Origin of the sequence: Amorphoplanes friuliensis DSM 7358, from assembly GCF_000494755.1 — a bacterium.
In the GTDB taxonomy this organism is placed as follows: domain Bacteria; phylum Actinomycetota; class Actinomycetes; order Mycobacteriales; family Micromonosporaceae; genus Actinoplanes; species Actinoplanes friuliensis.
In genome coordinates this window covers 4,247,818-4,272,032 of sequence record NC_022657.1, presented here as the reverse complement: position 1 = coordinate 4,272,032, position 24,215 = coordinate 4,247,818, and the positions used below count along the sequence as shown (strand labels likewise).

General features: G+C 72.7%; 15 protein-coding genes. 7 read left to right on the top strand and 8 right to left on the bottom strand.

Features of this window, described 5'->3' with window-relative positions; genetic code table 11:
• The first annotated feature begins 70 nt into the window (after nucleotides 1–70).
• Both AFR_RS19690 and AFR_RS46805 read left to right on the top strand, forming a co-directional pair.
• Nucleotides 71–619 (top strand): TetR/AcrR family transcriptional regulator, encoded by a 549-nt coding sequence (locus tag AFR_RS19690; RefSeq protein WP_052359419.1) that lies wholly within the window; start codon nucleotides 71–73, stop codon nucleotides 617–619.
• Nucleotides 620–708: 89 nt separating this feature from the next.
• Nucleotides 709–11,157 (top strand): hypothetical protein, encoded by a 10,449-nt coding sequence (locus AFR_RS46805; RefSeq protein WP_158510556.1) that lies wholly within the window; start codon nucleotides 709–711, stop codon nucleotides 11,155–11,157.
• A gap of 323 nt (nucleotides 11,158–11,480) precedes the next feature.
• On the opposite strand, the gene AFR_RS19680 is transcribed toward AFR_RS46805, so the two are convergent.
• Nucleotides 11,481–12,536 carry a LacI family DNA-binding transcriptional regulator gene (locus tag AFR_RS19680; protein WP_023362545.1) on the bottom strand — a complete coding sequence of 352 codons (1,056 nt, stop codon included), beginning with the start codon at nucleotides 12,534–12,536 and terminating at the stop codon, nucleotides 11,481–11,483.
• 71 nt (nucleotides 12,537–12,607) lie between these two features.
• On the opposite strand from AFR_RS19680, the gene larE reads away from it, so the two are divergent.
• Genes larE through AFR_RS19660 form a run of 4 tightly spaced genes read left to right on the top strand, consistent with a single transcriptional unit; the run spans nucleotide 12,608 to nucleotide 15,573 of the window.
• A complete protein-coding gene (larE, locus tag AFR_RS19675) occupies nucleotides 12,608–13,402 on the top strand; it encodes an ATP-dependent sacrificial sulfur transferase LarE (protein ID WP_238547307.1) in 795 nt (264 codons plus the stop codon).
• Nucleotides 13,395–14,057 (top strand): nickel pincer cofactor biosynthesis protein LarB, encoded by a 663-nt coding sequence (gene larB, locus AFR_RS19670; protein WP_023362543.1) that lies wholly within the window; start codon nucleotides 13,395–13,397, stop codon nucleotides 14,055–14,057. The genes larE and larB overlap by 8 nt, the downstream gene beginning before the upstream one ends.
• The gene (gene larC, locus AFR_RS19665) at nucleotides 14,054–15,232 is read left to right on the top strand and encodes a nickel pincer cofactor biosynthesis protein LarC (RefSeq protein ID WP_023362542.1); all 1,179 of its coding nucleotides are present in this window, start codon (nucleotides 14,054–14,056) and stop codon (nucleotides 15,230–15,232) included. The genes larB and larC overlap by 4 nt, the downstream gene beginning before the upstream one ends.
• A complete protein-coding gene (locus tag AFR_RS19660; RefSeq protein ID WP_023362541.1) occupies nucleotides 15,229–15,573 on the top strand; it encodes a VOC family protein in 345 nt (114 codons plus the stop codon). Before larC ends, AFR_RS19660 begins: the two co-directional genes overlap by 4 nt.
• Here the strand turns inward: AFR_RS19660 and AFR_RS19655 are convergent.
• The 6 genes from AFR_RS19655 to nhaA all read right to left on the bottom strand — a co-directional run bounded on the left by AFR_RS19655 (nucleotide 15,570) and on the right by nhaA (nucleotide 21,811).
• Complete coding sequence (locus AFR_RS19655; protein ID WP_023362540.1) at nucleotides 15,570–16,127, bottom strand: DNA topoisomerase subunit B; 558 nt, start codon at nucleotides 16,125–16,127, stop codon at nucleotides 15,570–15,572. The genes AFR_RS19660 and AFR_RS19655 overlap by 4 nt on opposite strands.
• A gap of 4 nt (nucleotides 16,128–16,131) precedes the next feature.
• Nucleotides 16,132–17,250 carry a sensor histidine kinase gene (locus AFR_RS19650; RefSeq protein ID WP_041840993.1) on the bottom strand — a complete coding sequence of 373 codons (1,119 nt, stop codon included), beginning with the start codon at nucleotides 17,248–17,250 and terminating at the stop codon, nucleotides 16,132–16,134.
• A complete protein-coding gene (locus AFR_RS19645; RefSeq protein ID WP_023362538.1) occupies nucleotides 17,243–17,914 on the bottom strand; it encodes a response regulator transcription factor in 672 nt (223 codons plus the stop codon). Before AFR_RS19645 ends, AFR_RS19650 begins: the two co-directional genes overlap by 8 nt.
• Nucleotides 17,902–18,588: a VanZ family protein gene (locus AFR_RS19640; protein WP_023362537.1), complete on the bottom strand. Its 687-nt coding sequence runs from the start codon at nucleotides 18,586–18,588 to the stop codon at nucleotides 17,902–17,904. The genes AFR_RS19645 and AFR_RS19640 overlap by 13 nt, the downstream gene beginning before the upstream one ends.
• A 59-nt stretch (nucleotides 18,589–18,647) precedes the next feature.
• Nucleotides 18,648–19,862 carry a serine hydrolase domain-containing protein gene (locus tag AFR_RS19635; protein ID WP_023362536.1) on the bottom strand — a complete coding sequence of 405 codons (1,215 nt, stop codon included), beginning with the start codon at nucleotides 19,860–19,862 and terminating at the stop codon, nucleotides 18,648–18,650.
• Nucleotides 19,863–19,927: 65 nt separating this feature from the next.
• Complete coding sequence (gene nhaA, locus AFR_RS19630; RefSeq protein ID WP_338012111.1) at nucleotides 19,928–21,811, bottom strand: Na+/H+ antiporter NhaA; 1,884 nt, start codon at nucleotides 21,809–21,811, stop codon at nucleotides 19,928–19,930.
• Between the two features lie 86 nt (nucleotides 21,812–21,897).
• On the opposite strand from nhaA, the gene AFR_RS19625 reads away from it, so the two are divergent.
• Nucleotides 21,898–23,355, top strand: coding sequence for a peptide MFS transporter (locus tag AFR_RS19625; RefSeq protein ID WP_023362534.1), 1,458 nt, complete (start codon nucleotides 21,898–21,900; stop codon nucleotides 23,353–23,355).
• Here AFR_RS19625 and AFR_RS19620 read toward each other — a convergent pair.
• Entirely contained in the window at nucleotides 23,352–24,206 is an 855-nt protein-coding gene (locus tag AFR_RS19620; protein ID WP_023362533.1) for an oxidoreductase, read from the bottom strand. The two genes, AFR_RS19625 and AFR_RS19620, sit on opposite strands and share 4 nt — an antisense overlap.
• Nucleotides 24,207–24,215 lie beyond the last annotated feature (9 nt).

The window sequence follows — 24,215 nt, the reverse complement described above, 5'->3', positions numbered from 1 at the left end:
TGAGACGTGACGGACCGATCGGTCCGATACTACGAGAGTGGCGGACTGATCGGTCCGTTATATTTGCCACATGGCACGCACGGCAGCACCAGGCACCCGGGAACGGATCGTGGCGGCGGCGGCACCGCTCTTCTACACGCAGGGGATCCGCGCCGTCGGCATGGCTCAGGTCGTCGAGGCGGCCGGCTGCGGCAAGAACCTGCTCTACACCCATTTCCCGGCGAAGACCGATCTTGTGGCGGCGTACCTGTCACTGGTCCGTGGGGAGCGGGAGCGCTCGACCGGCCGGGCCGTGCAGGGAGCCCGAGGGCCGGAGGAAGCGCTGATCGCTGTGCTCGGCGAGATCGCCGACCGGGTCCGGGAGCCGGGCTTCCGGGGGTGCGCGATGCGCAACTACCTGACGGAATTCCCCACCGGTGACGACGCGCCGGACCGGATCGCCCGGGACTATTTGGCGAGCACCGAGCAGCAGATCCGGGATCTGAGCCGGGACGACACGCTGGCCGACCGCCTGTGGCTCGTGGTCGAGAGCCTCTACGCGGTGGCCGGACGGCCGGACGCGCCCGCGCGCGCCCGGGTCGCCGTGGATCTGGCGACCGAGCTGGTCGGAACCGGATAGCAACCACCAGGCTCGGCCCCCGTCGGCCACTTGTCCTGTAAATCCCAAAAACGAGGACTGTTCGCTATTCACGTTTTAGGGTTCGCAGCGTGGCGACGCGGGCGCAGAGAGCAACAAAACAGGTAGCCGTGCTGGTGGCGGCGGTGCTGGTCCTGGCCTTGACCGGTCCGCCGACGGCCGCGAGGGCCGCCGCGGCGGGACCGATCAACACCACGGCGCAGGGCCTGCGGGTCGGCATCGGCCTGCTCGGCATCTCCGACGCGCTCTCCCTCGCCCTGCCCGCGGTCAAACGCAGCTGGACGACCGGCGGCAACACCTCGACCGCCTCGACGCTCGGCACCACCCTCTACGTGCCCCTGTCGACCACCCAGATCCTCAACGTCGGCGCGGTGAACGCCACGGCGGCGCCGGTCGCCGGTGGTGGCAAGGCCGAGGCGGGCACGGCCGGTCTGGGTGTGCTCGGCGCGCTCAGCGTCGACGCCGTCAGCACCAGCTGCACGATGACCGCCTCGAACATCACCACCACCACGAACATCGCCAACCTCAACGTCGCCGGCCAGCCCGTCAACCCGGCGGTCGGGCTGGGTGTCGGTGCTCCCGGCATTCTGACCGCGACCGTGGACAAGCGGGTGGCGGCGTACAACACCAGCACCGGGCGGCTGGACTACACCGTGCGGGCGCTCGACATCGACCTGCTCGACGGGGTCGTGGCGAGCGGCAGCATCGTCGTCGCCGAGTCGACCTGCTCGGGCATCGTCAAGCTGGGCGCGGTCAACCTCACCTCCACCTCCGTCGTCCCGGGCGCCGCCGCTGTCGTGCCGAAGGTCGCCGTGACCAACACCGGTGACATCGCCGCGCCGAACACGACCATCCGGATCCCGGCGCCGCCGGCCGGGTACACCCTCGGGACGCCGACCGTGACCGGTGGCGGCACCTGCACGGCGAGCAGCACGTTCATCACCTGCACGGGCGTCACCGTGCCCGGCCAGGGCAGTGTGCTCGTCTCCCTGCCGGTGTCCCTCGCGGCCTCGGCCACGTCGGCCCAGAACTGGGCGCCGTCCGCGAACTCGATCACCGCGGTCAGCACGCCGATCGCCGGGGTCAGCGGCACGACCATCAGCGTCGACGGCGGCGGGACCCTGGTCACCGCGCTCGCCCCGGTCAGCACCGGCGGCTCGATCACGGTCAACCCGATGAACCTCGCCGCCGGCAAGGCCGCCACGACCACGCTCACCGTCAGCAACCAGGGGCCGTCGGACGCCACCACGACGATCACCGTTCCGATCGTCGGCGCCGACAAACCGGCCGGCGTCTCCGTCGTCTCGGCCACCGTCGCCGGCAACCCCTGCACGGTCTCCGCCTCCGCCATCACCTGTACGGGTGTGCGCGTACCCGGCAGCGGCAGCACCGCGATCAGCGTCCGGGCCGCTGCCACGATCACCACCCCGCCCGGCGCCACCTGGGATCTGACCGGCATCACCGGCACGCTCAACGGCACACCGATCACCGGTTCGGGACGGCTGCTGACCGTCAGCGACCCGGACGTGAACCTCGACGCCGGTGTCACCATCACGCCCGCCACGGCGGTGCCCGGTGGCTCACAGGCCACGGCCACCGTCGGCGTGCGCAACATCGGCATCATCCCGGCGACGGGCACCACCATCACGCTGCCGGCGCCGCCCGCGGGCTACACCGTCGGCGCGGTGACCACCACCGGTGGTGGCACGTGCACGACGTCGGGTGCGATCACGTGCACCGGTGTGACGGTGCCGGCGAACGGGTCGGTCACTGTGTCCGTACCGGTGACCCTGGCGGCCGGGGTGACGGCGAGCTGGACCGCGCCGGGTGGGTCTCCGGTCAGCGCGACCAGCGGCGACTCGACCGGCACGGCGAGCGGCACCATCGTCACCGCCGACCCGCGCTGGACTCTCGGTGTCACCTCGAGCGGCCCGGCCGCGCGGACAGTACGGCCCGGGCAGACGGCCACCATGACCGTGACCGTCCGCGACCTCGGGCCCTCAGACGCCCGGAACGCCGAGTTCGTGGTCAAGGCACCGACCGGCACCACGTTCGGCACGCTGACGGGCGCGGCCGGGGCCTGCGCCCAGCTCTCCCCCACCACCCTGCGCTGCACCGAGGACATCCCGGTCGCGGGCCCGGACGTGGTGCTCACCCTGCCGCTCGTCGTCTCCGGTCAGGCCGACCCGGCCGTGCCGCTGGCCGACGGCTGCGTCAGCCTGAACAACGACCTGGACTGCGACGACGCCGCGGACGTGGCGCTCGCGTCGATCGAGCTGCGGACGCCGCTCGCCGACCGGCTCACCGCCGCCACGACCTCCGCCACGATCGTGCCGGGCCACGACGGCACCGGCCGGGTGCGGCTGACCTCGACCCAGACCGAGGACGACCTGGTCGTCACCGTCCCCAAGGCTGCCCTGCCGACCGGTTTCACCGTGACCGCGGCGACCGTGACCGGTGGTTCCTGCACCCTCGGCGGGCCGGACGTCGTCTGCAGCGGCGTCGACCTGACCGCCGGGCAGACCCGGGACATCTCGCTGACGATCGCCGCCGCCTCGTCGGTGACCCCGCCCGCGACCTGGACGGCGACCGGCATCATGGTCTCCGACGGCGGTGAGGACGTCACCATCGACGGTGCCCTGGCGACCGCGGGCACTCCGGCGTCCACGCTGAGCGCGACCGTGTCCGGTCCGCCGGACAACACCGTGCTGCCCGGCGAGACCACCAGCGTCACCGTGACCGTCACCAACGAAGGACCGTCGGACAACCCCGCGGCGACCTTCACGGTCACCGCACCCACCGGCACCACCTTCGGTACGCCCACAGCCCCCACCGACGGCATCTGCGTCCTGGCCAACGGCGGCGGCAGCGCGGTCTGCACCCTGCCCCTCGCCGACGGGGCGAGCAGCCCCGCACTGGTCCTGCCGGTGGTCGTGCCGCCCGGGACGAACTCGATGACACCGCTGACCGGTGGCTGTGCCGACCTGGACAACAACGGCTCCTGCGGCGACCCCGGCGACGTGGCCCTCGACCCGATCCTGCTGCGGGTGCCGTTCGACGAGCGGGTCACCATCGGTGCGGTTCCGGCGACCGTCACCCCCGGCGCCACGGCCACCGCCCGGGTGACCGTCACCGCCGTCCACGGTGACCAGTCCGGTCTCACACTGACCGTGCCGACCGGGAGCCTGCCCGCGGAGCTCACCGTCACCGCGGCCACCTCCACGGCCGCCGCCTGTGTCGTCAACAACGGCGACGTCACCTGCACGGGCCTGGAGATCCAGGACGGCGCGACCGCGACCGTCGAGCTGACCGTCCGCGCCGACCCCGCGAGCATCGCCGGTCTCACCTGGACGGCGACCGGTGTGACCGTCGCCGACGGCAGCGGCGGCCAGCTCGCCGAGGACCCGCTGCTCGCCACGACGGGTACGCCGGTGTTCGTCCTCGATCCCACGGTGACCGTGCCCGCCCCCGGAACCGTCCAGGCGGGCCAGGTCGGCACCATCGGCGTGACCGTCGACAACCAGGGCCCGTCGGACGCCCTCGGCGCCACCTTCGGGGTGCTGGCACCGACCGGCACGACCTTCCAGGCGCTGACCGGCGCGACCGCCACCGTCTGCGCGCTCGAGCCCGGCAACCAGCGGGCGATCTGCACGACGACCCTTCCCGCGACGGCACCCGACCTGGTCCTCAGCTTCGACGTGCTCGTCGACCCCGGCGCGGACTCGGCCGTGGCCGTCAGCGGCGGGTGCATCGACCTGAACAACACCGCCACGTGCACCACGCCGCCGGACCGGGCCATCACCGACATCTGGCTCGCCAAGGCGCTCAGCGAGCGGCTCACCATCGGCACGACCGCGGCCACGATCGTGCCCGGCGAGTTCGGGCTGGGCCGGGTCACCCTCACGTCGAGCCGCCCCGAGAGCAACCTGACGGTCACCGTGCCGAAGGCCGCGCTGCCGGCCGGTTTCACCGCCGCTCCCGTGGGCGGCGCCTGCACCGCCGACACCAATGCGATCACCTGCACCGGCGTCGACCTGACCGCGAACACCCCGCTGGATCTTGCGGTCCGCGTCACGGTCGCCTCGTCGGTCGTCCCCCCGGTGACCTGGACGGTCGCGGGGATCGACGTCGCCGCGGGCAGCGACCACGCCACCGGCGGCGGTCCGCTGGCCATCGCCGGCACCCCGGCCACGGGTGTCTCGGCCACCGTGGCCGGACCCGCTGACGGCACGGTCAACGCCGGTGACACCACCACCCTGACCGTGGTGGTCAGCAACGCCGGCCCGTCGGACGTCACCGGCCGGACCGTGACGATCAGCGCTCCCGCGCCCAGCACGACGTTCGGAACGCTCACCGGCGACGCTGCCACCCTGTGCACGGTCTCGAACCCGACGCTGGTGACCTGCACCGTGAGCCTGGCGGCGACGACGAGCACACCGCAGCTGGACCTCCCCCTGGTGATCGACCCGGCCGCCGACCCGTTCACGCCGATCGCCGGCGGCTGCGTCGAGATCGACGGGGTCGCCGGGTGCGGCAACGCCGACACCGACGTGGACACCATCGTGCTGCGGGTGCCGTTCGACCGGCTGGCGCGCATCGACACCGCTGCGGCTACGGTCACCCCCGGCACCGAGGACACCGCGACCGTCGGCGTCCACGCCCTCCACGGCAACCTGACGAACGTGACTCTGACCGTGCCGCTCGCGGACGTACCGCCGGAGCTGACCGTCACGACCACCGACCCGGGCTGCACCGTCGGCAACGGGGAGATCCGGTGCACCGGCATCGACGCCGCCGACCAGACCACCACGACGATCACCCTGCGCGTCCTGGCCCTGCCGTCGGCTGCCGCGGGTGTCACCTGGACCGCCAACGGCATCACCGCGGCCGCCGCGGCCGGCCAGGTCGCCGCCAACCGCGCGCTCGCCGTGACGGGTACGCCGGTGCACCTGCTCGACGCGACTGTCACCCCGCCGGCGCAGCCGATCCTGCCCGGTGGCACCGGCAACCTGAGCGTGGCCGTCGACAACCTCGGCCCGTCCGACGTCACCCAGGCCGTCATCGGCGTCAATGCGCCGGCCGGAGCGACCTTCGGCACGCTGACCGCGCCGACCTCGGACGCGTGCACGGCGAACGCCGGCCGGACCCGGCTCAGCTGCACCTTCGACCTGGCCGCGGCGGCACCCGTCATCACCTTCCCCGTGCCGCTGGTCGTCGATCCCGGTGCCACCGCGGCGAACCCGCCCACGGGCGGCTGCGTCGACCTGGACAACAACGGCACCTGCACGGGCGCCGACGAGCCGCTGCCGCCGGTCACGGTCGCGACACCGTTCGCGGAGCAGATCACCGTCAGCACCACCCCGGCCGAGCCCGCCGCCGGCGAGAACGACATCGGCCGCGTCGTCGTCACCACCGACCGCGCGCAGACCGGCCTGACCGTTGTCGTCCCGCTCGCCGGCAAGCCCGCGGACGTCTTCCTCGGCAGCCCGAGCATCAGCCCGGCCGGCACCTGCACCGCCGACGCCACGGAGATCCGCTGCACCGGTGTGGACATCGCGGCCGGCAACGCCGCCACGATCACCGTGCCGCTGTCGGTCACCCCGTCCGCGCCCGCGAACCTGACCTGGAACGCCACGAGCATCACCGTCACCAACGCCGGGGGCGACACGGCGAGCGGCAACGGCCTGCTCCTGCAGACGGGGGCCGCCGCGTACCGGCTGACGGCGACCAGCACGGGCCCCGCCGCCGGGACGGTCCTGCCCGGCGGCACCGCCGACCTGACCCTGACCCTCGACAACAGCGGCCCGTCCGACGCGCTCAACGCGCCCGTCACCGTCCGCGCGCCGGTCGGCACCACCTTCGGGCCGCTCGACGGACCCGCCGCCCAGGCCTGCACACCGAACCCGGCCAGCACGGCCCTGACCTGCACCGTCACGCTCGCCGTGACGGACCGGTCCCTCGTCTGGACGCTGCCGGTGATCCTGCCCGGGAACGCGGACCCGCAGGTCGCGCTGACCGGCGGCTGCGCCGACCTCGACGGTGACAACGCCTGCGGCGGCACCGACGACGCCGTCCTCCCGGACATCACGGCCCGCGCCCCGCTCGGCACCGTGCTGACCCTCTCGGCCGACGATCCCCCGGTCACCCCGGGCAGCACCGGTACGGCCACACTCACGATCGCCGCGAGCCAGGCGCGTACGGGGCTGACGATCAGCATCGACACCGGCACCCTGCCCACCGGTCTCACGGCAACCGGCGCCACGGTCGCCGGCAATGCCTGCGCGGCCGGCAACGGCGTCCTCGAGTGCACCGGCGTCGACATCCCCGGCGGCGGCGACGCCCGCGTGGTCCTGGCGCTGAGCGCCACCGCCGACGCACCGCAGGGCGGCGTGTGGACGCCGACGGTCACCGTGACCGGAGGCGGCGAGACCATCACCGGCAGCCCGCAAACCGCCACGGTCGGCGTACCCGTCCACCCGCTGTCGGTGACCGTCGGCGTTCCGGCGAGTGGCACCCTGCTCCCGGGCGGCACCGGCGACCTGTCCGTGGCCGTGACCAACGCCGGCCCGTCGTCGTACCCGAACGCCCGCGTCGCCTTCCGGGCTCCGACCGGCGCCACCTTCGCCACACCGTTGCCCGCCCCGGCCTCCGCGTCGTGTTCGCGTACCTCACCCGCCCTGGTCGAGTGCACGTTCACCCTCGCGGCCGAGACCCGCACGTTCACGCTGCCCGTGGTCGTGCCGCCGAACGCCGACCCGGACGTGGTCCTCGACGGCGGTTGCGTCGACATCAACCTCGACGGCGCCTGCACCGGCGCGCCGGACCAGCCCATCGCCGACATCCAGCTCGCGACACCGCTGGCGGCCGACGCGCGGCTCACCGTCGAGACCGGCACTGCCGTACCCGGTGACACCGCCGCGACCGGCTACGTGGTGATCGACGCCGACCGGGCCTTCACCGGCCTGACCGTGGCGATCCCCCGCAACGCCCTGCCGACCGGCTTCACCGTCGACGGTGCGAGCGGCCCGTCCGGAACCACCTGCACCCTGACGCCGGACATCGTCTGCACCGGCGTGAACCTCGGCACCGGGCAGCGTCGGGTCATCGCCGTCACCGTCCGGGCCGCTGCAAACCTCGGCAGCGGTGTCGACTGGTCCGCCGGCCCGATCACCCTGACCAACGCGGGCGGCGAGTCCTCGCAGACCACCGGCACGCTGATCAGCACGGGCAGCCCCGTCGCGTCTGTCACGTACGCGACGACGGTCTCGGCCCCGGGCACGGTCGAGCCGGGCGGGACCGCCACCCTGACGGTCACGGTCACCAACGCCGGCCCGTCGGACGCCACCGGGCGGACGACGAGCATCCTCGCGCCGACCGGCACGACCTTCGGCACGCTGACCGGCCAGGCCCAGGCCAACTGCACCCCGGTCACGGGCGACACCCGGCTCAACTGCGCCTTCGGCCTGAACGCGGGAGCCGCGCCCCTGGTGTGGAGCATCCCGCTGCTGGTCTCGTCCCTGGCCGACCCGGCCGTGGTCGTCAGCGGCGGCTGTCTCGACGAGGCGGGTGACGGCGCCTGCACCGGCGACGACCCGCTGCCGGGCCTCACCCTGCGGCGCACCCTGGACCAGGCCCTCACCGTCAGCGCTGACAACCCGTCGATCACACCCGGGCAGACCGGCACCGCGACCGTCACCGTGGCCTCGGCCGACAACCGCACCGGCCTCGACGTGACGATCCCCCTCGCCTCCCTGCCGGCCGGGCTCACCGCGACCGCGGCCCAGCGCGGCGGCACACCGTGCATCGTCTCCGCCGCCACGATCTCGTGCACCGGCGTGAGCCTCACCGGCGGCGGCAGCACGGCCATCGTGATCACCCTGTCCGCCGCTTCGAGCGCCACCGGTGGGGGCGTGTGGAGCCCGGGGATCGCCGTCGCGACCGTCACGCGGACGGTCGCCGTCGCCACCGTCGGCGCACCCGCGACCGGGGTGACCGTCGCCGTGGTCCCGCCCGCGGCCGGCACCGTCCTGCCCGGCGGCACCGGCGATCTCGCCGTGACCGTCAGCAACGCGGGCCCGTCGGACGCCCGCCCGTACCGGGTCGCCTTCCAGGCCCCGGCCCGCACGACCTTCCTGGCGCCGACGGTCGGCTACTGCGACCTCACCTCGTCCACCGAGATCAGCTGTGCCGTGGAGGTCGACGCCGCCGACTCGGTGACCTTCAACCTGCCGGTGAGCGTTCTGTCGAACGCCGACCCGGCGACACCGGTCAGCGGCGGCTGCGTCGACACCGACAACAACGGCTCCTGCAACACCACCGTGCCGTCCTTCACGCTGGCCACGCCCCTCGCCGGGCGGGTCCAGCTGAGCCTGACGCCGGTCACGGTCACCCCCGGTCTGACCGGTACGGCCCTGGTCCGGGCCACGGCCGATGGCGCGCTCACCGGCACCACGGTCACCGTGCCGCTGGCCGGACTGCCCGCGGGCCTGACCGTCGAGACGTTCGGCGGCCCGGCCGGCTCCACCTGCGCCCGCGACAGCGTCCGCATCGTCTGCACCGGCGTCAACCTCACCACCGGCGCGAACACCGCCGTGTCGCTCACCGTCCGCGCCGCCTCGAACCTCGCGCCCGGTGTCACCTGGACCGCGGGCGGGATCACCCTCGCCGACGGCACCCAGACGATCAGCGGCGGCGGCCAGGTCGCGGTGACCGGCACCCCGATCGCCCCGGTGGCCTTCGCCGTCGCCGGGCCGACCGGCACCGTCGCCCCCGGCGCCACCACGGCCATGACCATCACCATCACCAACCCGGGCCCGTCGGACGCGACCTCGGTCACCGCGACCGTCGTGGCACCCGGCAACACGACCTTCGGCACCCTGTCCGGCCAGGCCGCCGCGAACTGCAGCCGGACCAGCAGCACCCTGCTGACCTGCACCTTCAGCCAGGCGGCGACCGCGGCCACCCTGGTCTGGACCGTTCCCCTGATCGTGTCGTCCACCGCCACCACCGGCGACACCGTCTCCGGCGGCTGCGTCTCGGTCAACGCCGACACCCGCTGCACCGACTCCGTCGACGTGGAAGGGCCGGAGTTCTCCGTCGGACGCCCGCTGATCGAGACGACCCAGCTGCTTCTCGGCCCGGCGACCATCGCCGCGGGCGACAACGGCACGGCCACCGTCACCGTCACGTCCACGGCCGACAACGAGGCCCTGACCCTGACCGTCCCGCTGGGCCAGCTGCCGACCGGCTTCGACGTCACCGGGGCGACCCTGGGCGACGCCGCCTGCACCGTGACACCAGCGTCGATCGTGTGCTCGGACGTGTCCCTCTCCGCCGGTGAACCCCTCGTCCTGTCGATCGCACTCGGGGTCGCACCGACGGTGGCCGCAGGCACCACCTGGCAGGCGACCGGCATCACCCTGGTGAACACCGCAGACGTGACCGACAGGATCACCGCCGGGGGCAAGCTCGCCGGCACCACGGCCACCGGCGCGGCCGTCACGGTCTCCGTCGGAACCCCGTCGGTACGCCGGCCCGCGCCGGGCCAGACCACGATCCTCCCGATCACGGTGGCCAACGCGGGGCCGGGTGACGCTGACCCGTACACCGCGACGATCGTCCTCCCGGCCCGCACGACCCACGGCACGCTGCCCAGCGGCTGCACCGAGGGCACCACCGACCGGACCGTGAAGTGCACACTGTCGCTGGCGCCCGGCGAGACGGCCGACCTGAGCATCCCGCTGGTCGTCGACGAGGACGCGAGTGTCGGCTCGACCATCAGCGGCGGCTGCGTCGACACCGACGGCGACGGCACCTGCGGCAGCGACGAGGACGTCGCCCTGCCGAACCTCACGGTGGTCGCCCCCAGCGTCGACCTCGAGATCGAGTACGCCAACCCGAAGCCGACGGTCGTCAGGGGCAAGCCGATCCTGCTGAGGCTCCCTTACAGCAACAACGGCTCCCAGAGCGCCGCCGACGTCGTCTTTGTCATCGACCCGCCCGCGGGCGTGACCCTGACCCGCGCGGCGATCCTCCTCGACGCCTCCTCGGCCGCGTTCACCGCGGCGGGCACCGGCGCCCAGGCCGCCGCGGCAAGCACGATCGACGCCACCTGCGTCCCGGCGCCGGACATCGACAGCAACGCGGCCCGCTGCACCGGCCCCGAAGCCCCGATCGGCACGGCGAGCGAGCTCTGGCTCTACCTCGCGGTGGCACAGACGGCGAAGGCCGGCACCTACCCGATCTCCGTCATGATCAGCACAACCAGCCCCGAGGGCGACACGGTCAACAACACCGCCACCGCCGACCTGACCATCGCCGCCGGGACGACACCCGACCCCGACGACATCGTGATCCCCGCGCCGGGCACCGACCCCAGCGACAGCAACCAGGGCACGAACGGCGGCGGCGCCCTCCCCAAAACCGGGCAGGACCTGACCGGATTACTGCTCCTGTCGGTGCTGCTGGTGGTGGGCGGCGTCCTGGCCCGCGTCGCCGCCCGCGGCCGCCGAACCCGCTGACCACATCGCCACCCACCACACATCGCCACCCGCCCCGCGCCGCCGCCCACCCCGCGCCGCCGCCCATGCCGGGCGGCGGCACCGGGCCCAACGGCCCAGCAGCACGGCGGCCGAGGTAAACACGGCTGCTACTCCCAGTCGCGGTCGCGTGAACTCCCTTTCCCTCGAGCTGGTCGAGCGGCCCGGGGCACAACCCGTAAAGCATCCTAGGTTGCTGGGATAGAGACTTTAGGCGTCGCCGCCCCAGCGCGGCGCAGCATGGTGACAGGCAAAGCCGACGGCCCGGCAGCGCGGCCGGATCGCTTGCCGTAAGAGCGGCGACGCTAGGACTGGGTGATCTCCGCGTAGGGCGAGGCGGCGGACAGCAGGAACGACTCCGACGTCAGCGCCGTACTGTTCCGCCGCCGCCGAGCCGTCGAGCCCCGCACCACCAGACTCGCCGGCAGCACCACCGGTTCCGCGGATTCCGCCCGGGCTCCACCGAGGATCGCCAGCAGGTGACGCACCGCGGTCTCCCCCAGCAGGTGCAGCGGCGCCGCCACCGTGGTCAGCGGCGGCGTGATCAGCTCCGCCGCGAAGATGTTGTCGAAGCCGACCACGCTCACGTCCCAGGGCACCTGGAGGCCGTGGGACGCCAGCGCGCGGATCAGGCCGATCGCCATCAGGTCGTTGTACGCGATGACCGCGGTGGTCGGCCGGCGGACCACCTCGACGGCTGCCCGGGCACCGCCTTCGACCGTTGCGGGGTACGGCCCGACGCGCCGGGACTGGATGCCCTGTTCGGTGCCGGCCTGGCGCAGTGACCGGCGCCGCATCCCGTCGGCCCAGGACCGTTCCGGACCCGCCACGTACGTCACGTGTTCGTGCCCGAGGGCAGCCAGGTGCGCAACCGTCTGGCGCATGCCGCGGGCGTTGTCGCTGATGATGCTGGGCACGCCGGGCAGGACGCGGTTCAGCACGACCACGGGGCGTTGCCCGGCGGCTGTCAGGACCGTCTCGTCGCTGATCCGCGAGGTCGCCAGGACGATGCCGTCGGCACTCGCCAGCGCCCGCTCGAGGGGTTCGCTCTCGCGGGCCTCGGCCAGCAGCATCGTGTAGCCGCCTTCGCCCGCCGCGGCCTGCGCGCCCTGGACGAGTTCGCTGCAGAACGGGTTGGTCACGTCCGACACGACCAGAGCGATCATGGCGGTACGGCCGGTGGGCAGCGCCCGGGCGAAGGGATTGGTGCGATAGCCGAGTTCGCGGGCGACTTCCCGGATACGCTCGGCAGTCCCGGCGCTGACCCGGCCCGGCCGGGAGAAGGCGCGGGACACGGTGGACGGCGCCACCCCGGCGGCGCGGGCGACGTCGTAGATCGTGGGCGCCCGATTCTCGGCCATCGGGCTCAGGCTAACCGCAACATCCGGCAATCGCTTGCCACTTCGCCATTTCCGGCTCTTACATGGTCAGCATGGACTTCTTCCCCGGCGTCGGCCGGCTCGGTGTCGCCTTTTCCGGCGGTGTGGACTCGTCGGTGCTGCTCGCGCTGGCCGTGCGTGACCTGGGCCGGGACCGGGTGGTGGCCGTCCTCGGGGTGTCGCCGAGCCTGGCCGCGGACGAGCGCGAGGCGGCTCACGCGGTGGCCCGGTTCATCGGTGTGGCGGTGGTCGAGGTGACCACGTTCGAGGGTGATCGGGACGCCTATCGGGCGAACGGTCCGGACCGCTGTTTCCATTGCAAGGACGAGTTGTTCACGCGGATCGCGGACGAGGTCGTCACCGCGTACCGGCTGGATGCGGTTGCCTACGGGGAGAACGCGGATGACGCGCAGCGTCCGGACCGGCCGGGGAGCCGGGCGGCGACCCAGCACCGGGTGCTGCGGCCGCTCGCGGACGCGGGTCTGGACAAGGCCGCGGTGCGGCGGCTCGCCCGCGAGTTCGCGCTGCCCTGCGCCGACAAGCCCGCGGCGCCGTGCCTGGCCTCGCGCATCCCGCACTTCCAGCCGGTGAGCCGGGAAAAGCTGGCCCAGGTCGAGCGGGCCGAGGCCGCTCTGCGTGGCCTGGGCTTCCAGGATCTCCGGGTACGCCACCACGGCGACGTCGCCCGCATCGAGCTTCCCCCGGCAGATCTCGTACGCGCAGTCGCCGACCCGTTGCGAGCCGAGGTCCACAAGGCGATGCTGGCGGCGGGTTTCCGTTTTGCCGCCGTCGACGTGGCGGGCGTGCAGTCCGGGGCGTTCACGTTGCCGCTGGTGCAGCGTGCCTGACCTCTCGTCGTACGCGGAGCTGGATCTGGACCGGTCCGCCCGCCGCGGTTATCCGGAGGCGGTCTACTGCGCGGGCAAGACGCCGGAGCAGGTCGCCGGGATCGCCGCCGCGGTGGCCGGCCGCCCCGACGTGATCACGCTGTTCACCCGCGCCTCCCCCGCGCACGCGGCGGCGGTTCTCGAGGTGCTCCCGACGGCCTTCCACGACGACGATGCGGGGCTGCTCGCCTGGCCGCCCGAGGTCCCGGCGCCCACCGGCGGCCCGGTGCTGGTGCTGGCCGCCGGCACCTCGGATCTCCCGTACGCCCGGGAAGCACTGCTCACGGCCCGTTATCTCGGCCGCGACACCTCGCTGATCGTGGACGTCGGCGTGGCCGGCCTGCACCGGGTCCTGGGTCATCTGGAGGTGCTGCGCCGTGCCCACGCCATCGTTGTCGCCGCCGGGATGGACGGCGCTCTGCCGAGTGTCGTCGCCGGTCTGGTCAGCGCGCCCGTGGTCGCCCTGCCGACGTCGGTCGGGTACGGCGCCGCGTTCGAAGGGCTGGCCGCGCTGCTGGCGATGCTGAACGCCTGCGCGCCCGGTGTTGCGGTCGTCAACATCGACAACGGGTACGGCGCGGGGCACCTGGCCGCGCAGATCGCCGCGCCCCGGTGAGCCGGCACGCGTGGATCGACGCGTCCGCCGGGGTGGCCGGGGACATGCTGCTGGGCGCCCTCCTGGACGCGGGAGCGAGCCTGGAGGTGGTGCAGCGGGCGGTCGACGCGGTCCTTCCCGACTCGATCGCCCTGTCGGCGGCGACCGTGACCCGGGCGGGTCTGCGTGCCCTCAAGGCCGAGGTGACACCGCTGGTGGCGGCGCCACCGCACCGCACCTGGCGGGACATCCGGGCGCTGCTCGACGGTTCCGGCGACGCGCTCGCCGTGTTCGAGCGGCTGGCCGAGGCCGAGGGGCGGGTGCACGGCGTCGACGCCGACGAGGTCCACTTCCACGAGGTGGGTGCCCTCGACTCCGTCGCCGACATCGTCGGGGTCTGCGCGGCCCTGCGGGATCTGGGCGTGACGTCGGTCAGCGCGGGCGAGGTGGCCCTGGGGGCGGGCCGGGTCCGGACCGCGCACGGCGAGCTCCCGGTGCCCGCGCCCGCGGTCCTGGAGCTGTCGCGCGGCTGGCGGGTCACCAGCGGCGGTGGCAGCAACGAGCTGGCCACCCCGACGGGTCTGGCCCTGATCCAGGCCCTCGCCGGCCGCTGCGAGGACCTCCCGCCGATGACCGTCGACACCGTCGGTGTGGGCGCCGGTGGCCGGGACACCCCGGGCCGCGCCAACGTCGTCCGCGTTGTCCTCGGTGCGCCCGTCCCGTCCACCAGCGCACAATCGGTGGTGCTGGAGGCCAATGTGGACGACCTCGATCCCCGGCTGTGGCCCGGCGTGCTGACCGGGTTGCTGGCCGAGGGAGCCGACGACGCCTGGCTCGTCCCGATCCTGATGAAAAAGGGCCGGCCCGCGCACACCCTGACCGTGCTGTGCACCCCGGAGCGCGCCGCGGCGCTGCGGACGAGGATCTTCCGCGACACGAGCACTCTGGGCGTACGCGAGAGCAGCCGGACCAAGACCGCCCTGCCGCGAGCCTTCCGGGAGGTCACGGTCGCGGGCGGGACGGTCGCGATCAAGATCGGGTACGCGGACGGTCTGATCACCCAGGCGATGCCGGAGTTCGCCGACGTCGCCGCGCTGGCTGCCGGCACCGGCCGCCCGGAGCGCGTGGTGCTGCAGGAGGCCCTGGCCGCGGCCACCGCCGCGGGTCTCATCGCCGGTCTAGCATGGGCGGGGTGACCGTGGACCTGTTCGCAGGCATTCCCGTCCGGGACTACGCCACCGCCGTGGCCTGGTACGAGCGGCTCCTCGGCGGCCCGCCGTCGTTCCTGCCGAACGACACCGAGGCCGTGTGGGAGCTCGCCGAGAACAGGTACGTGTTCATCGAGGTGCGGCCCGCGCACGCCGGCCACGCCATGCACACCGTGTTCGTCTCCGACTTCGACACCCGGATCGCCGAGATAGCCGCGCGAGGCCTCGAACCGGCCGACCGCGAGACGTACGAGAACGGCGTCCGCAAAGCCACGTTCCGCGACCCGGACGGCAACGAGATCGGCCTCGGCGGCGCGCCGAAGGTCTAGGGACGGCGGTCGTGGAGGCGGAACTCCCCGGGTAGCTCGCAGCATCCTTCCGCGTGGACGTCGCGGGTGAGGGCACCGAGGGTGGACGGCGCGAAGCGTGACGGGTCGAGGTGGTAGGTCAGGCTGGTGCCGGTCCCCGGTGGTGCGTCGAGATCGCGGGGCGGTCCGGTGGGACGGAGCCCGGTCAGGGTCTGCTGCCAGGCGCGGCCCGCGTGCCAGGTCTCGATCGTCGTGCGGGTGCTCACGGCGGCGGCTGCGGCGTGAACCCAGCGGCAGGAGGTCAGGACGGAGCCGAAGTAGCCGGCGGTCGAGCCGTCCGGCCCGGTCGGCCAGTTGTCCGTGATCGAGAGAACCAGGTCGTCGAGGATCTCAGCCGTGACGTCGGGTGGACCGGTGGGTGCTGCTTTCGGGCCCGGGTGCAGAGAGGCTATGACCAGGGCGGTCAGGACGCTGGTCGCCAGATGCGGATCGGTCCCGAAATACATGGCCGGCCTGCGCCGGACCGATTCGTCGAAATACAGGACCGTGAGGTCCGCTGCGGTGTACTCCTTCACGGGCCTACGGTGCCTGAACCGGACGGAGAAGAGAAGCTCGGGCGGCCGGGAGCCGGACCGTGACCACAAGACCGCCGCCGGGACCGGGTGCGAGGTCGAGGCTTCCGTCGTGGGCGCGGACGATGCGGTGCACGATGGCCAGCCCGAGACCGGCACCGGCGTGCTCCCCGGTGCGCACACGGTCGGTCCCGCGCCGGAAGGGCTCGACGAGGGTCGGCACCAGATCGGGTGGGAGTGGCTGACCGGTGTTCGCCACCCGCAGCACGCTCGTGCCGGCGTACGTCTCTGTGTGGACCGTGACGGTGCCGCCGGTCAGGAGGTTGTGGACGACGGCGTTCTGGACCAGGTTGGTCACCACCCGGAGCAGCAGCTCGGTGGAACCGCTGGTCCGGGCCATGCCGCCGGTCACGTCCAGGGTGATCCCGCGCTGTTCGGCGAGGGGCAGCAGCGTCTCGGCGGCTTCCTCGGCGAGCAGCGAGAGGTCGGTGCTCTCGCGGGCGAACGTGCCCCGGCTGAGCAGCAGCAGGGCTTCCGTGAGGTCGATGGCCCGGGTGTTGGCGGCGTGCAGGCGTTCGACGAGGTCGGCGGTGTCCCGGTCCGGATCCTGGCGGGCGACGTCGAGCAGGGCCCGGGAGATCGCCAGCGGCGTACGCAGCTCGTGGGAGGCGTTGGCGGCGAACCGCTGCTGCTCGGCGACGTGGTCCTCGAGTCGCGCGAGCATCGCGTCGAAGGCGTCGGCGAGGTCGCGGAACTCGTCCCTGCGTCCGGGGAGCCGGATGCGGTGCGCGAGTGATCCGGCCGCGGTCGCCCGGGTGACAGCGGTGATGCGGGACAGCGGCGCGAGCATGCGACCGGCGAGGAACCATCCTCCTCCGAGACCGAAGACCAGCAGCACCGCCAGCACCGCGGCCGCCCTCGGCGCGAAGACGTGCAGCAGCACGGACCGGACCGGGAAGACACCGGTCATCTCCGTGCCGGTGGGGACGATGAGCAACCGGTCGGGGACGTAACTCAGGAGGAACACCCAGACGGCGCCCATCAGCAGGACACCCGCGACCATGAGGAACCCCGCATAACTGAGGGTCAGCTTGAGGCGGACGCTCAGCCCGAGTTCCCTATCCACCGTCCCCGCCCTCGATGCGGTAGCCGACGCCGGGCACCGTGGTGATGATCCAGGGCTCGCCGAGCCGTTTGCGCAGGGCGGAGACGGTGATGCGTACGGCGTTGGTGAAGGGGTTCGCGTTCTCGTCCCAGGCGCGTTCCAGCAGCTCCTCGGCGCCGACCACCCCGCCCCCGGCGGCGACCAGGACCTCCAGCACGGCGAACTGCTTGCGAGTGAGCGCGACGTGGCGTCCCTCGCGGAGGACCTCCCGGCGGAACGGGTCGAGCCGCAGGCCGGCGATCTCGTGGACCGGCGGCCGGCCGGTGCCGCGGCGGCGGTCGAGGGCCCGGAGGCGCAGGACGAGTTCGCGGAGGTCGAACGGCTTGGTCAGGTAGTCGTCGGCACCGAGGCCGAAGCCGGACGCCTTGTCGTCGATGCGGCCGGCCGCGGTCAGCATGAGGATGGGCAGGCCGCTGCCGGAGGCGACGATGTGCCGGGCCACTTCGTCGCCGGACGGGCCGGGGATGTCGCGGTCGAGGACGGCGAGGTCGTAGGAGTTGACGCTGAGCAACTCGAGGGCGGTGTGGCCGTCACCGGCGATGTCGGCGGCGATCGCCTCCAGCCGCAGACCGTCGCGGACGGCCTCGGCCAGGTGCGGCTCGTCCTCCACGATCAGTACGCGCACGCCGCCTCGACCCGCTCGTGCCGGCTCGGGGACCGGCCACGCCACCAGCGTCGCGACGCCAGCCCGGCCAGCACTGCACCGGCGGCGTTGACCAGCACGTCGTCGACGGACGAGACCCTGTCCAGCCGCAGCACGTACTGCGCGATCTCGATCAGGGCCGAACAGCCCGCACCCAGGGCCAGGATCCGCGGCACGGAGGCCACCGCCGCGAACCGCATCGGCGCGAAGAAGCCCAGCGCCGCGAGGATCACCAGGTTGCCGCCGATCCCGAGCGGGCCCATCGTAGCGAGGTCCCGCAACGGCACCAGGCTGAGCCGGCCCGGGACGACGCCGGCGCCCGGGCCGGGCATCAGGGTGATCCAGACGAACGGCACCGTGCCGTAGACCAGGCCCACCTCGGCCAGCGACAGCCGCCACGGCGTCGAGCCGGCCACGGGACGACGGTGACGGGCCAGAGCCCAGGCCACGAGCAGGGCCGGCGGCAGACCCACCAGCATCATGAACAGCACACCGTTCTCGGTGTCGTAGCAGCCGTGCCACCTCCCGGCCAGGCACGTCGGCGCGGCCATGAAGAGCATCCGCCGCAGCACGAACACCACGCCGGCCAGGGCGAGGACCGTCAGGCCCGCGAGCACGATCCGCCGGGCACGGCCGGGCGGTGTTGTCTGGTCCATGGCACCCATTACAGAGAAGGGACTGTCGCGGCGGCGTCAGCGATTTTGTATACAACCACTCAGCCACCACCGCCTTCGCCGGGCGCCACCCCGGTGACGGCCTGCATCTCCTGCCCGATCAGGTCCTGCAGCGACACGCCGCCGGCGTCACGGTTGACGAGGATGACGCCGGTCCAGCCCGTGTCCGGGTAGCTGCTCCAGTTGGCGCCGACGCCGGGATCGCCCCCGGCGCGCTGGTACACCCACCGGCCGTCGACGATCTCGACCGCGAGCCCGTACGCCCCGAACGACGCCGGCCCGTGGGGAATCTTGGGCGCGGTGAGCACGTCGGCCCAGGGGCGGTCCAGCAGCGTGCCGTCGCGCAGCGCGTGCACGAAGCGGACCAGGTCGGGCGCAGAGGCAAAACCACCGTCACCGGGCGCGTCGACGAAGGCCCGGCCCGGGTTCTTACCGAGCACGTACGGGTACGGGCTGCCCTGGTCCAGGTGGCGCAGCGCGTCGACCACACCGCCACCGGCCACCTCCATGTACGGGTGAGCGAGGTGCCGGTCGCTGAGCCACTGCGGCCGGGTGAAGAACCCGGAACGCGTCATCCCGGCGCGCTCGAAGATGTTCTTCTGCACGTAGTCCCAGTACGTCGTCCCGGCGACGGCCTCCACGATCAGCGCGGACAGGGTGACCTCCGGCTCGGCGTGACCGGCCCCGGGCAGACCCGGGATGCCCGCCAGGGTCGCCTGCCGGGCACGCTGCTCGTAGTAGGCGTGCACCTCGCCGCGGCTGTGGAAGACACGCTCCACGTCCTCGTCCGGAGCGGCCAGCCCGGACGTGCCCGAGAGCAGGTGGTGGACGGTGACCCGGTCGGCGATGTCCGCTGCGAAGCCGGTCAGGTGGGTGCCGACCGGGTCCGACAGCTGCAGTCTGCCCCGCTGGGCCAGCTGCAGCAGCGCGACCGCGTGGAAGGGCTTGCCCGCCGAGCTGAGGCTGAACGCCGTGCCCTCGTGGTTGCGGATCCCCCGCTCCCGGTCGGCCCAGCCGTAGCTGCGGGACAGCACCGTCCGGCCCCGGTGCGACAGCAGCACCACACCCGAGAACTTCCCCTGGGCGGCCAGACGGGCGACGTACCGGTCGTAGGCGCCGCCGGGCAGCGTGTCCGGCGGGATGCGGTCACCGGCGGCGTGGCCGGGCCCGGCTCCCAGGAGCGGTGCGGTGGCGGCGGCCAGCCCGCCCCAGGCGACCAGCCGTCGCCGGTCGATTCCCCGTGCGTTTCCTGTCATGCCCCCAGTGAAGTGGTCCGGATGTTGCCACGGCGTATGCGTTTTCCGGATACGCCGGCGACACCTCAGCCGACCCGGGTGATGCCGACCCGGGCGCGGGCGGTCTTCACGGCCTGCTTCAGGGTGGCGATGTCGTACGCGCCGTAATGGCGGCGGCCGTTGATGAAGAAGGTCGGCGTGCCGGACACACCGCTGGCGTCGGCGGATTCGAGGTCCTCGGCCACGCGGGTGACGTGGACGTGGTCCATCAGGTCGTCGTGGAAGCGGTTCGTGTCGAGGCCGAGCTCCGCCGCGTACCGGAGGAGGTCCATGATCCGCAGTTTGTCCTGGTGGTCGAGGAGCACGTCGTGCATCTCCCAGAACTTCCCCTGCGCGGCTGCCGCCTCGGCGGCCTCCGCCGCGAGCTGCGCCTGGGGGTGGACGTCGGTCAGCGGGAGGTGCCGCCAGACGTAGCGCAGATCGGTGTCGGTGATCAGGTCGCGGACGGCAGGCTCGGCCCGGCCGCAGTACGGGCACTGGAAGTCGCCGTACTCGACGACCGTGACCGAGGCGTCGGCCGGGCCGCGTACGTGGTCACGGTCGGGGTCGACGGCCGGGACCAGGTCGGTCAGGTCCTCGGTCTCGCCGAGGAGCGCGCGGGCGCGGCGGTCGGCCGGCAGCAGCGAAGTGACGCGGAAGACGGTCCAGGTCAGCAACGACGCACCGGCCGCCGCGGTCAGGACACCGATCTTCACCTCGGCGAGTTCGGGGCCCTCGAACGCGAGCGCGGCGATCAGCAGCGACACGGTGAAGCCGATGCCCGCGATCGTGCCGCTGCCGAGGACCGCCGCCCAGCCGACGCCGGGGCGGATGCGGCCGTGGGTGAGCCAGGTCAGCAGGGCGGAGACGCCGACGACGGCGATCGGCTTCCCGAGCAGGTAGCCGAGGATGACACCCCAGGTGACCGGCGAGGTGAACGCGCGGGCGAGGAAGCCGCCGTCGATGGCGATGCCCGCGTTGGCCAGGCCGAAGAGCGGCACGATCACGTAGCTGGACCACGGGTGGTAGATGCGCTGCAGCCGGTCGTTGGGTGACAGCGTCTGGGTCATTCCGAGCGCCGCCGACCGCGCGAGTTCCGGTGTCGGCTGCTCCCGGAAGAGCTTGAACAGCCCGCTGGCGGCCTCGAGCTTCTCCCGCGCCGGGGTGTAGGCCACCGCGGTCAGGCCCATGGCCAGACCGGCGACCACCGGGTCGACGCCGCTCATCAGCATCGCCGCCCACAGGACGATGGCGACGAGGGCGTAGAGGACGGCCCGCCGCACGTCGAGATAGCGCAGCAGCAGCCAGACCCCGAAAGCCGCGAACGCGACCAGCAGCGGCATGACCTCGATGTCCTCGCTGTAGACGACCGCGATCACCAGCAGCGCCACGAGATCGTCGACGACGAAGACCGTCAGCAGGAAGACCCGGGCGGCGTCGGGGACACCTTTGCCGAGCAGGGCGAGCAGGCCCAGGGCGAGGGCGGTGTCGGTGGACATCGCGACACCCCAGCCGTGCGCGCCGGTGCCGCCCGCGTTCAGGGCCAGGTAGATCAGGACCGGGATCAGCATGCCGGCCAGGCCCGCGACGAACGGCAGCACGAACCGCCGGCGCTCCCGCAGGTCACCGAGGTCGAACTCGCGCCGCGCCTCCAGCCCGACGACCAGGAAGAAGATGGTCATCAGCCCGCTGTTGACCCAGGTCCGCAGGTCCTCGCTGACCCCCGTGCCGCCGATGCGGACGGCGAGGTCGGTGCGCCAGAACGCCTCGTAGGACGCGACGTCGACGTTGGCCCAGACCAGTGCCGCGGCGATCGCCGCGACCAGCACACCCGCACTGCCCGATTCGGTACGCAGAAAGGCGCGCAACGGCGCACCGAGCCCGCGCGTCCACTGCGTGCGTTCCTGCATCCGCCCCGGCGAAGTTGTCACGCGCACAGCCTGCCACGGCCGTGAGCACCCCGGCCGCGACGAGATCAACCGTTTACCGGAGGCAGCACCGCGGTAACCGGAGGGACATGACAACACCGACGCGCGAACGGACGTTCTTCGGCCAGCCACCGGTCCTGGCCAACCTGTTCGGCGTCGAGCTGTGGGAGCGGTTCTCGTTCTACGGCATGCAGGGCATCCTGCTGATCTACCTGTACTACTCGGCGGCCGACGGCGGTCTGGGCCTGAACGAGCAGACCGCGACCAGCATCGTCGGCGCGTACGGGGGCGCGGTCTATCTGTCGACGATCCTCGGCGCCTGGGCGGCCGACCGGCTGCTCGGCGCCGAACGGGTGCTCTTCCTCAGCGCGGTCCTGGTGATGGCCGGGCACATCAGCCTCGCGGTGCTGCCCGGCCTCACGGGTGTCACGACCGGCCTGATCCTGATCGCGATCGGCAGCGGCGGTGTCAAGGCCAACGCCACGTCCCTGGTCGGCAGCCTCTACGACGAGCACGACGAGCACGACGAACGCCGTGACGCCGGCTTCTCGCTCTTCTACCTGGGCATCAACCTCGGCGCGCTGGCCGGTCCGCTGCTCACCGGCCTGCTCCAGAAGACCTGGGGATTCCACGCCGGGTTCGGCCTCGCCGCGGCGGGCATGGCGGCCGGGCTCGTCCAGTACACGCTGGGCCGCCGCCGGCTGCCGAGGGAGGCCGACGAGGTGCCGAACCCGCTGCCCGCCGGGCGGCGGCTGCCGGTCGCGGTGATCGTCGCGGCCGTGGCCGTCCTGATCGTGGTGCTCGCGGTGACAGGTGTGCTCCGCGCCGACCGCCTCTCGGACGTGGTGATCGTGCTGAGCGCGCTCGCGGCGATCGCGTACTTCGTCGTCATCCTGAGCAGCCGGCGGATCACCGGCGTCGAGCGGCGGCGTGTCCTGGCGTTCATCCCGATGTTCGTCGCCAGCGCGGTGTTCTGGTCGCTCTACCAGCAGCAGTTCACCGTCGTGACGATCTACTCGGACCGGCGCCTGGACCGCGACCTGTTCGGCTGGGAGATGCCCGTCTCCTGGGTCCAGTCGATCAACCCGGTCTTTGTCATCATCCTGTCCGGGGTCTTCGCGGCGTTGTGGACCCGGCTCGGCCCGCGTCAGCCGAGCACGCCGGTCAAGTTCGCCGCCGGTACGGCCATCATGGGCGTCGCGTTCCTGCTGTTCCTGCCCCTGGCCGGGGGCGGCCCGAACAGCGCACCGCTGCTCGGGCTCGCCGGCATCCTGCTCGTCTTCACGATCGCCGAGCTGCTGCTCTCCCCCGTCGGCCTGTCGCTGTCGACCAAACTCGCCCCGCGGGTCTTCCACACCCAGATGGTGGCGCTGTTCTTCCTGTCCGTGGCGCTGGGCACGGCGGCCTCGGGCACCCTCGCCGGTTACTACGACGAGGCGCACGAGGTCGCGTACTTCGGTGTCCTGGGTGCCGTGGCGATCGTCATCGGCGCCGCCCTGGCCCTCGCCGCCCGCCCGATCAGCCGTCTGATGAGCGGCGTCCGTTAGGCACCGATCCCGTCGAGCTCCGCGATCGCGTCGGCGGGCAGGTCGAGATCGGCGGCCGCGACGTTTTCCCGCAGGTGCGCCACCGAGGACGTACCGGGAATCAGGAGCACGGTGGGTGACCGCTGCAGCAGCCAGGCCAGGGCGACCTGCTGGGCCGAGGCGCCGAGCCGGGCCGCGACCGCGTCGAGCACGCCGTGCTGCAGCGGCGAGAAGCCGCCGAGCGGGAAGAACGGCACGAACGCGATACCCTCCCGGGCGCACCGGTCGACCAGGGTGTCGTCCTGCCGCAGCGCCAGGTTGTAGAGGTTCTGCACGCTGACCACCGGCGCGATCGACTGCGCCTCGGTGAGCTGCTCGGAGGTCACCATGCTGACACCGAGGTGCCGGATCAGACCCTGCTCGCGCAGCTCGGCCAGCACCCCGAACGGCTCCGCGATCGAACCGGCCGTCGGGTGGTCGATGGCACCGACACGCAGATTGACGACGTCGAGGACGTCCACCCCGAGGTGCTTCAGGTTGTCGTGCACGGCATCGGTGAGCTCCTGTCGGGACAGCGCCGGCGGCCAGGACCGGTCCGGGTCGCGGCGCGCCCCGACCTTGGTGACCAGACGCAGCCCTTCCCGGTACGGGTGCAGCGCCTCCCGGATCACCTCGTTCACGGTGTACGGCCCGTAGTAGTCGCTGGTGTCGAAGTGTGTGATCCCGAGTTCGACGGCCGTCCGCAGCACGGCGATCGCGGCTTCACGGTCGCGCGGCGGCCCCCACACGCCGGGGCCGGCCAGTTGCATGGCGCCGTAGCCCATGCGGGTCAGAGTGAGATCGGGGGCAAGTTCCAAGGTTGTGTTCGGCATGTCCTCAGC

Excerpts from the sequence above, each read along its gene's own strand:
- AFR_RS19690 (WP_052359419.1), top strand. The coding sequence starts at position 71 with ATGGCACGCACGGCAGCACCAGGCACCCGGGAACGGATCGTGGCGGCG.
- AFR_RS19620 (WP_023362533.1), bottom strand. The coding sequence starts at position 24,206 with ATGCCGAACACAACCTTGGAACTTGCCCCCGATCTCACTCTGACCCGC.
- AFR_RS19640 (WP_023362537.1), bottom strand. The coding sequence starts at position 18,588 with ATGGACCAGACAACACCGCCCGGCCGTGCCCGGCGGATCGTGCTCGCG.
- AFR_RS19625 (WP_023362534.1), top strand. The coding sequence starts at position 21,898 with ATGACAACACCGACGCGCGAACGGACGTTCTTCGGCCAGCCACCGGTC.
- larE (WP_238547307.1), top strand. The coding sequence starts at position 12,608 with ATGGACTTCTTCCCCGGCGTCGGCCGGCTCGGTGTCGCCTTTTCCGGC.
- AFR_RS19635 (WP_023362536.1), bottom strand. The coding sequence starts at position 19,862 with ATGACAGGAAACGCACGGGGAATCGACCGGCGACGGCTGGTCGCCTGG.
- AFR_RS19680 (WP_023362545.1), bottom strand. The coding sequence starts at position 12,536 with ATGGCCGAGAATCGGGCGCCCACGATCTACGACGTCGCCCGCGCCGCC.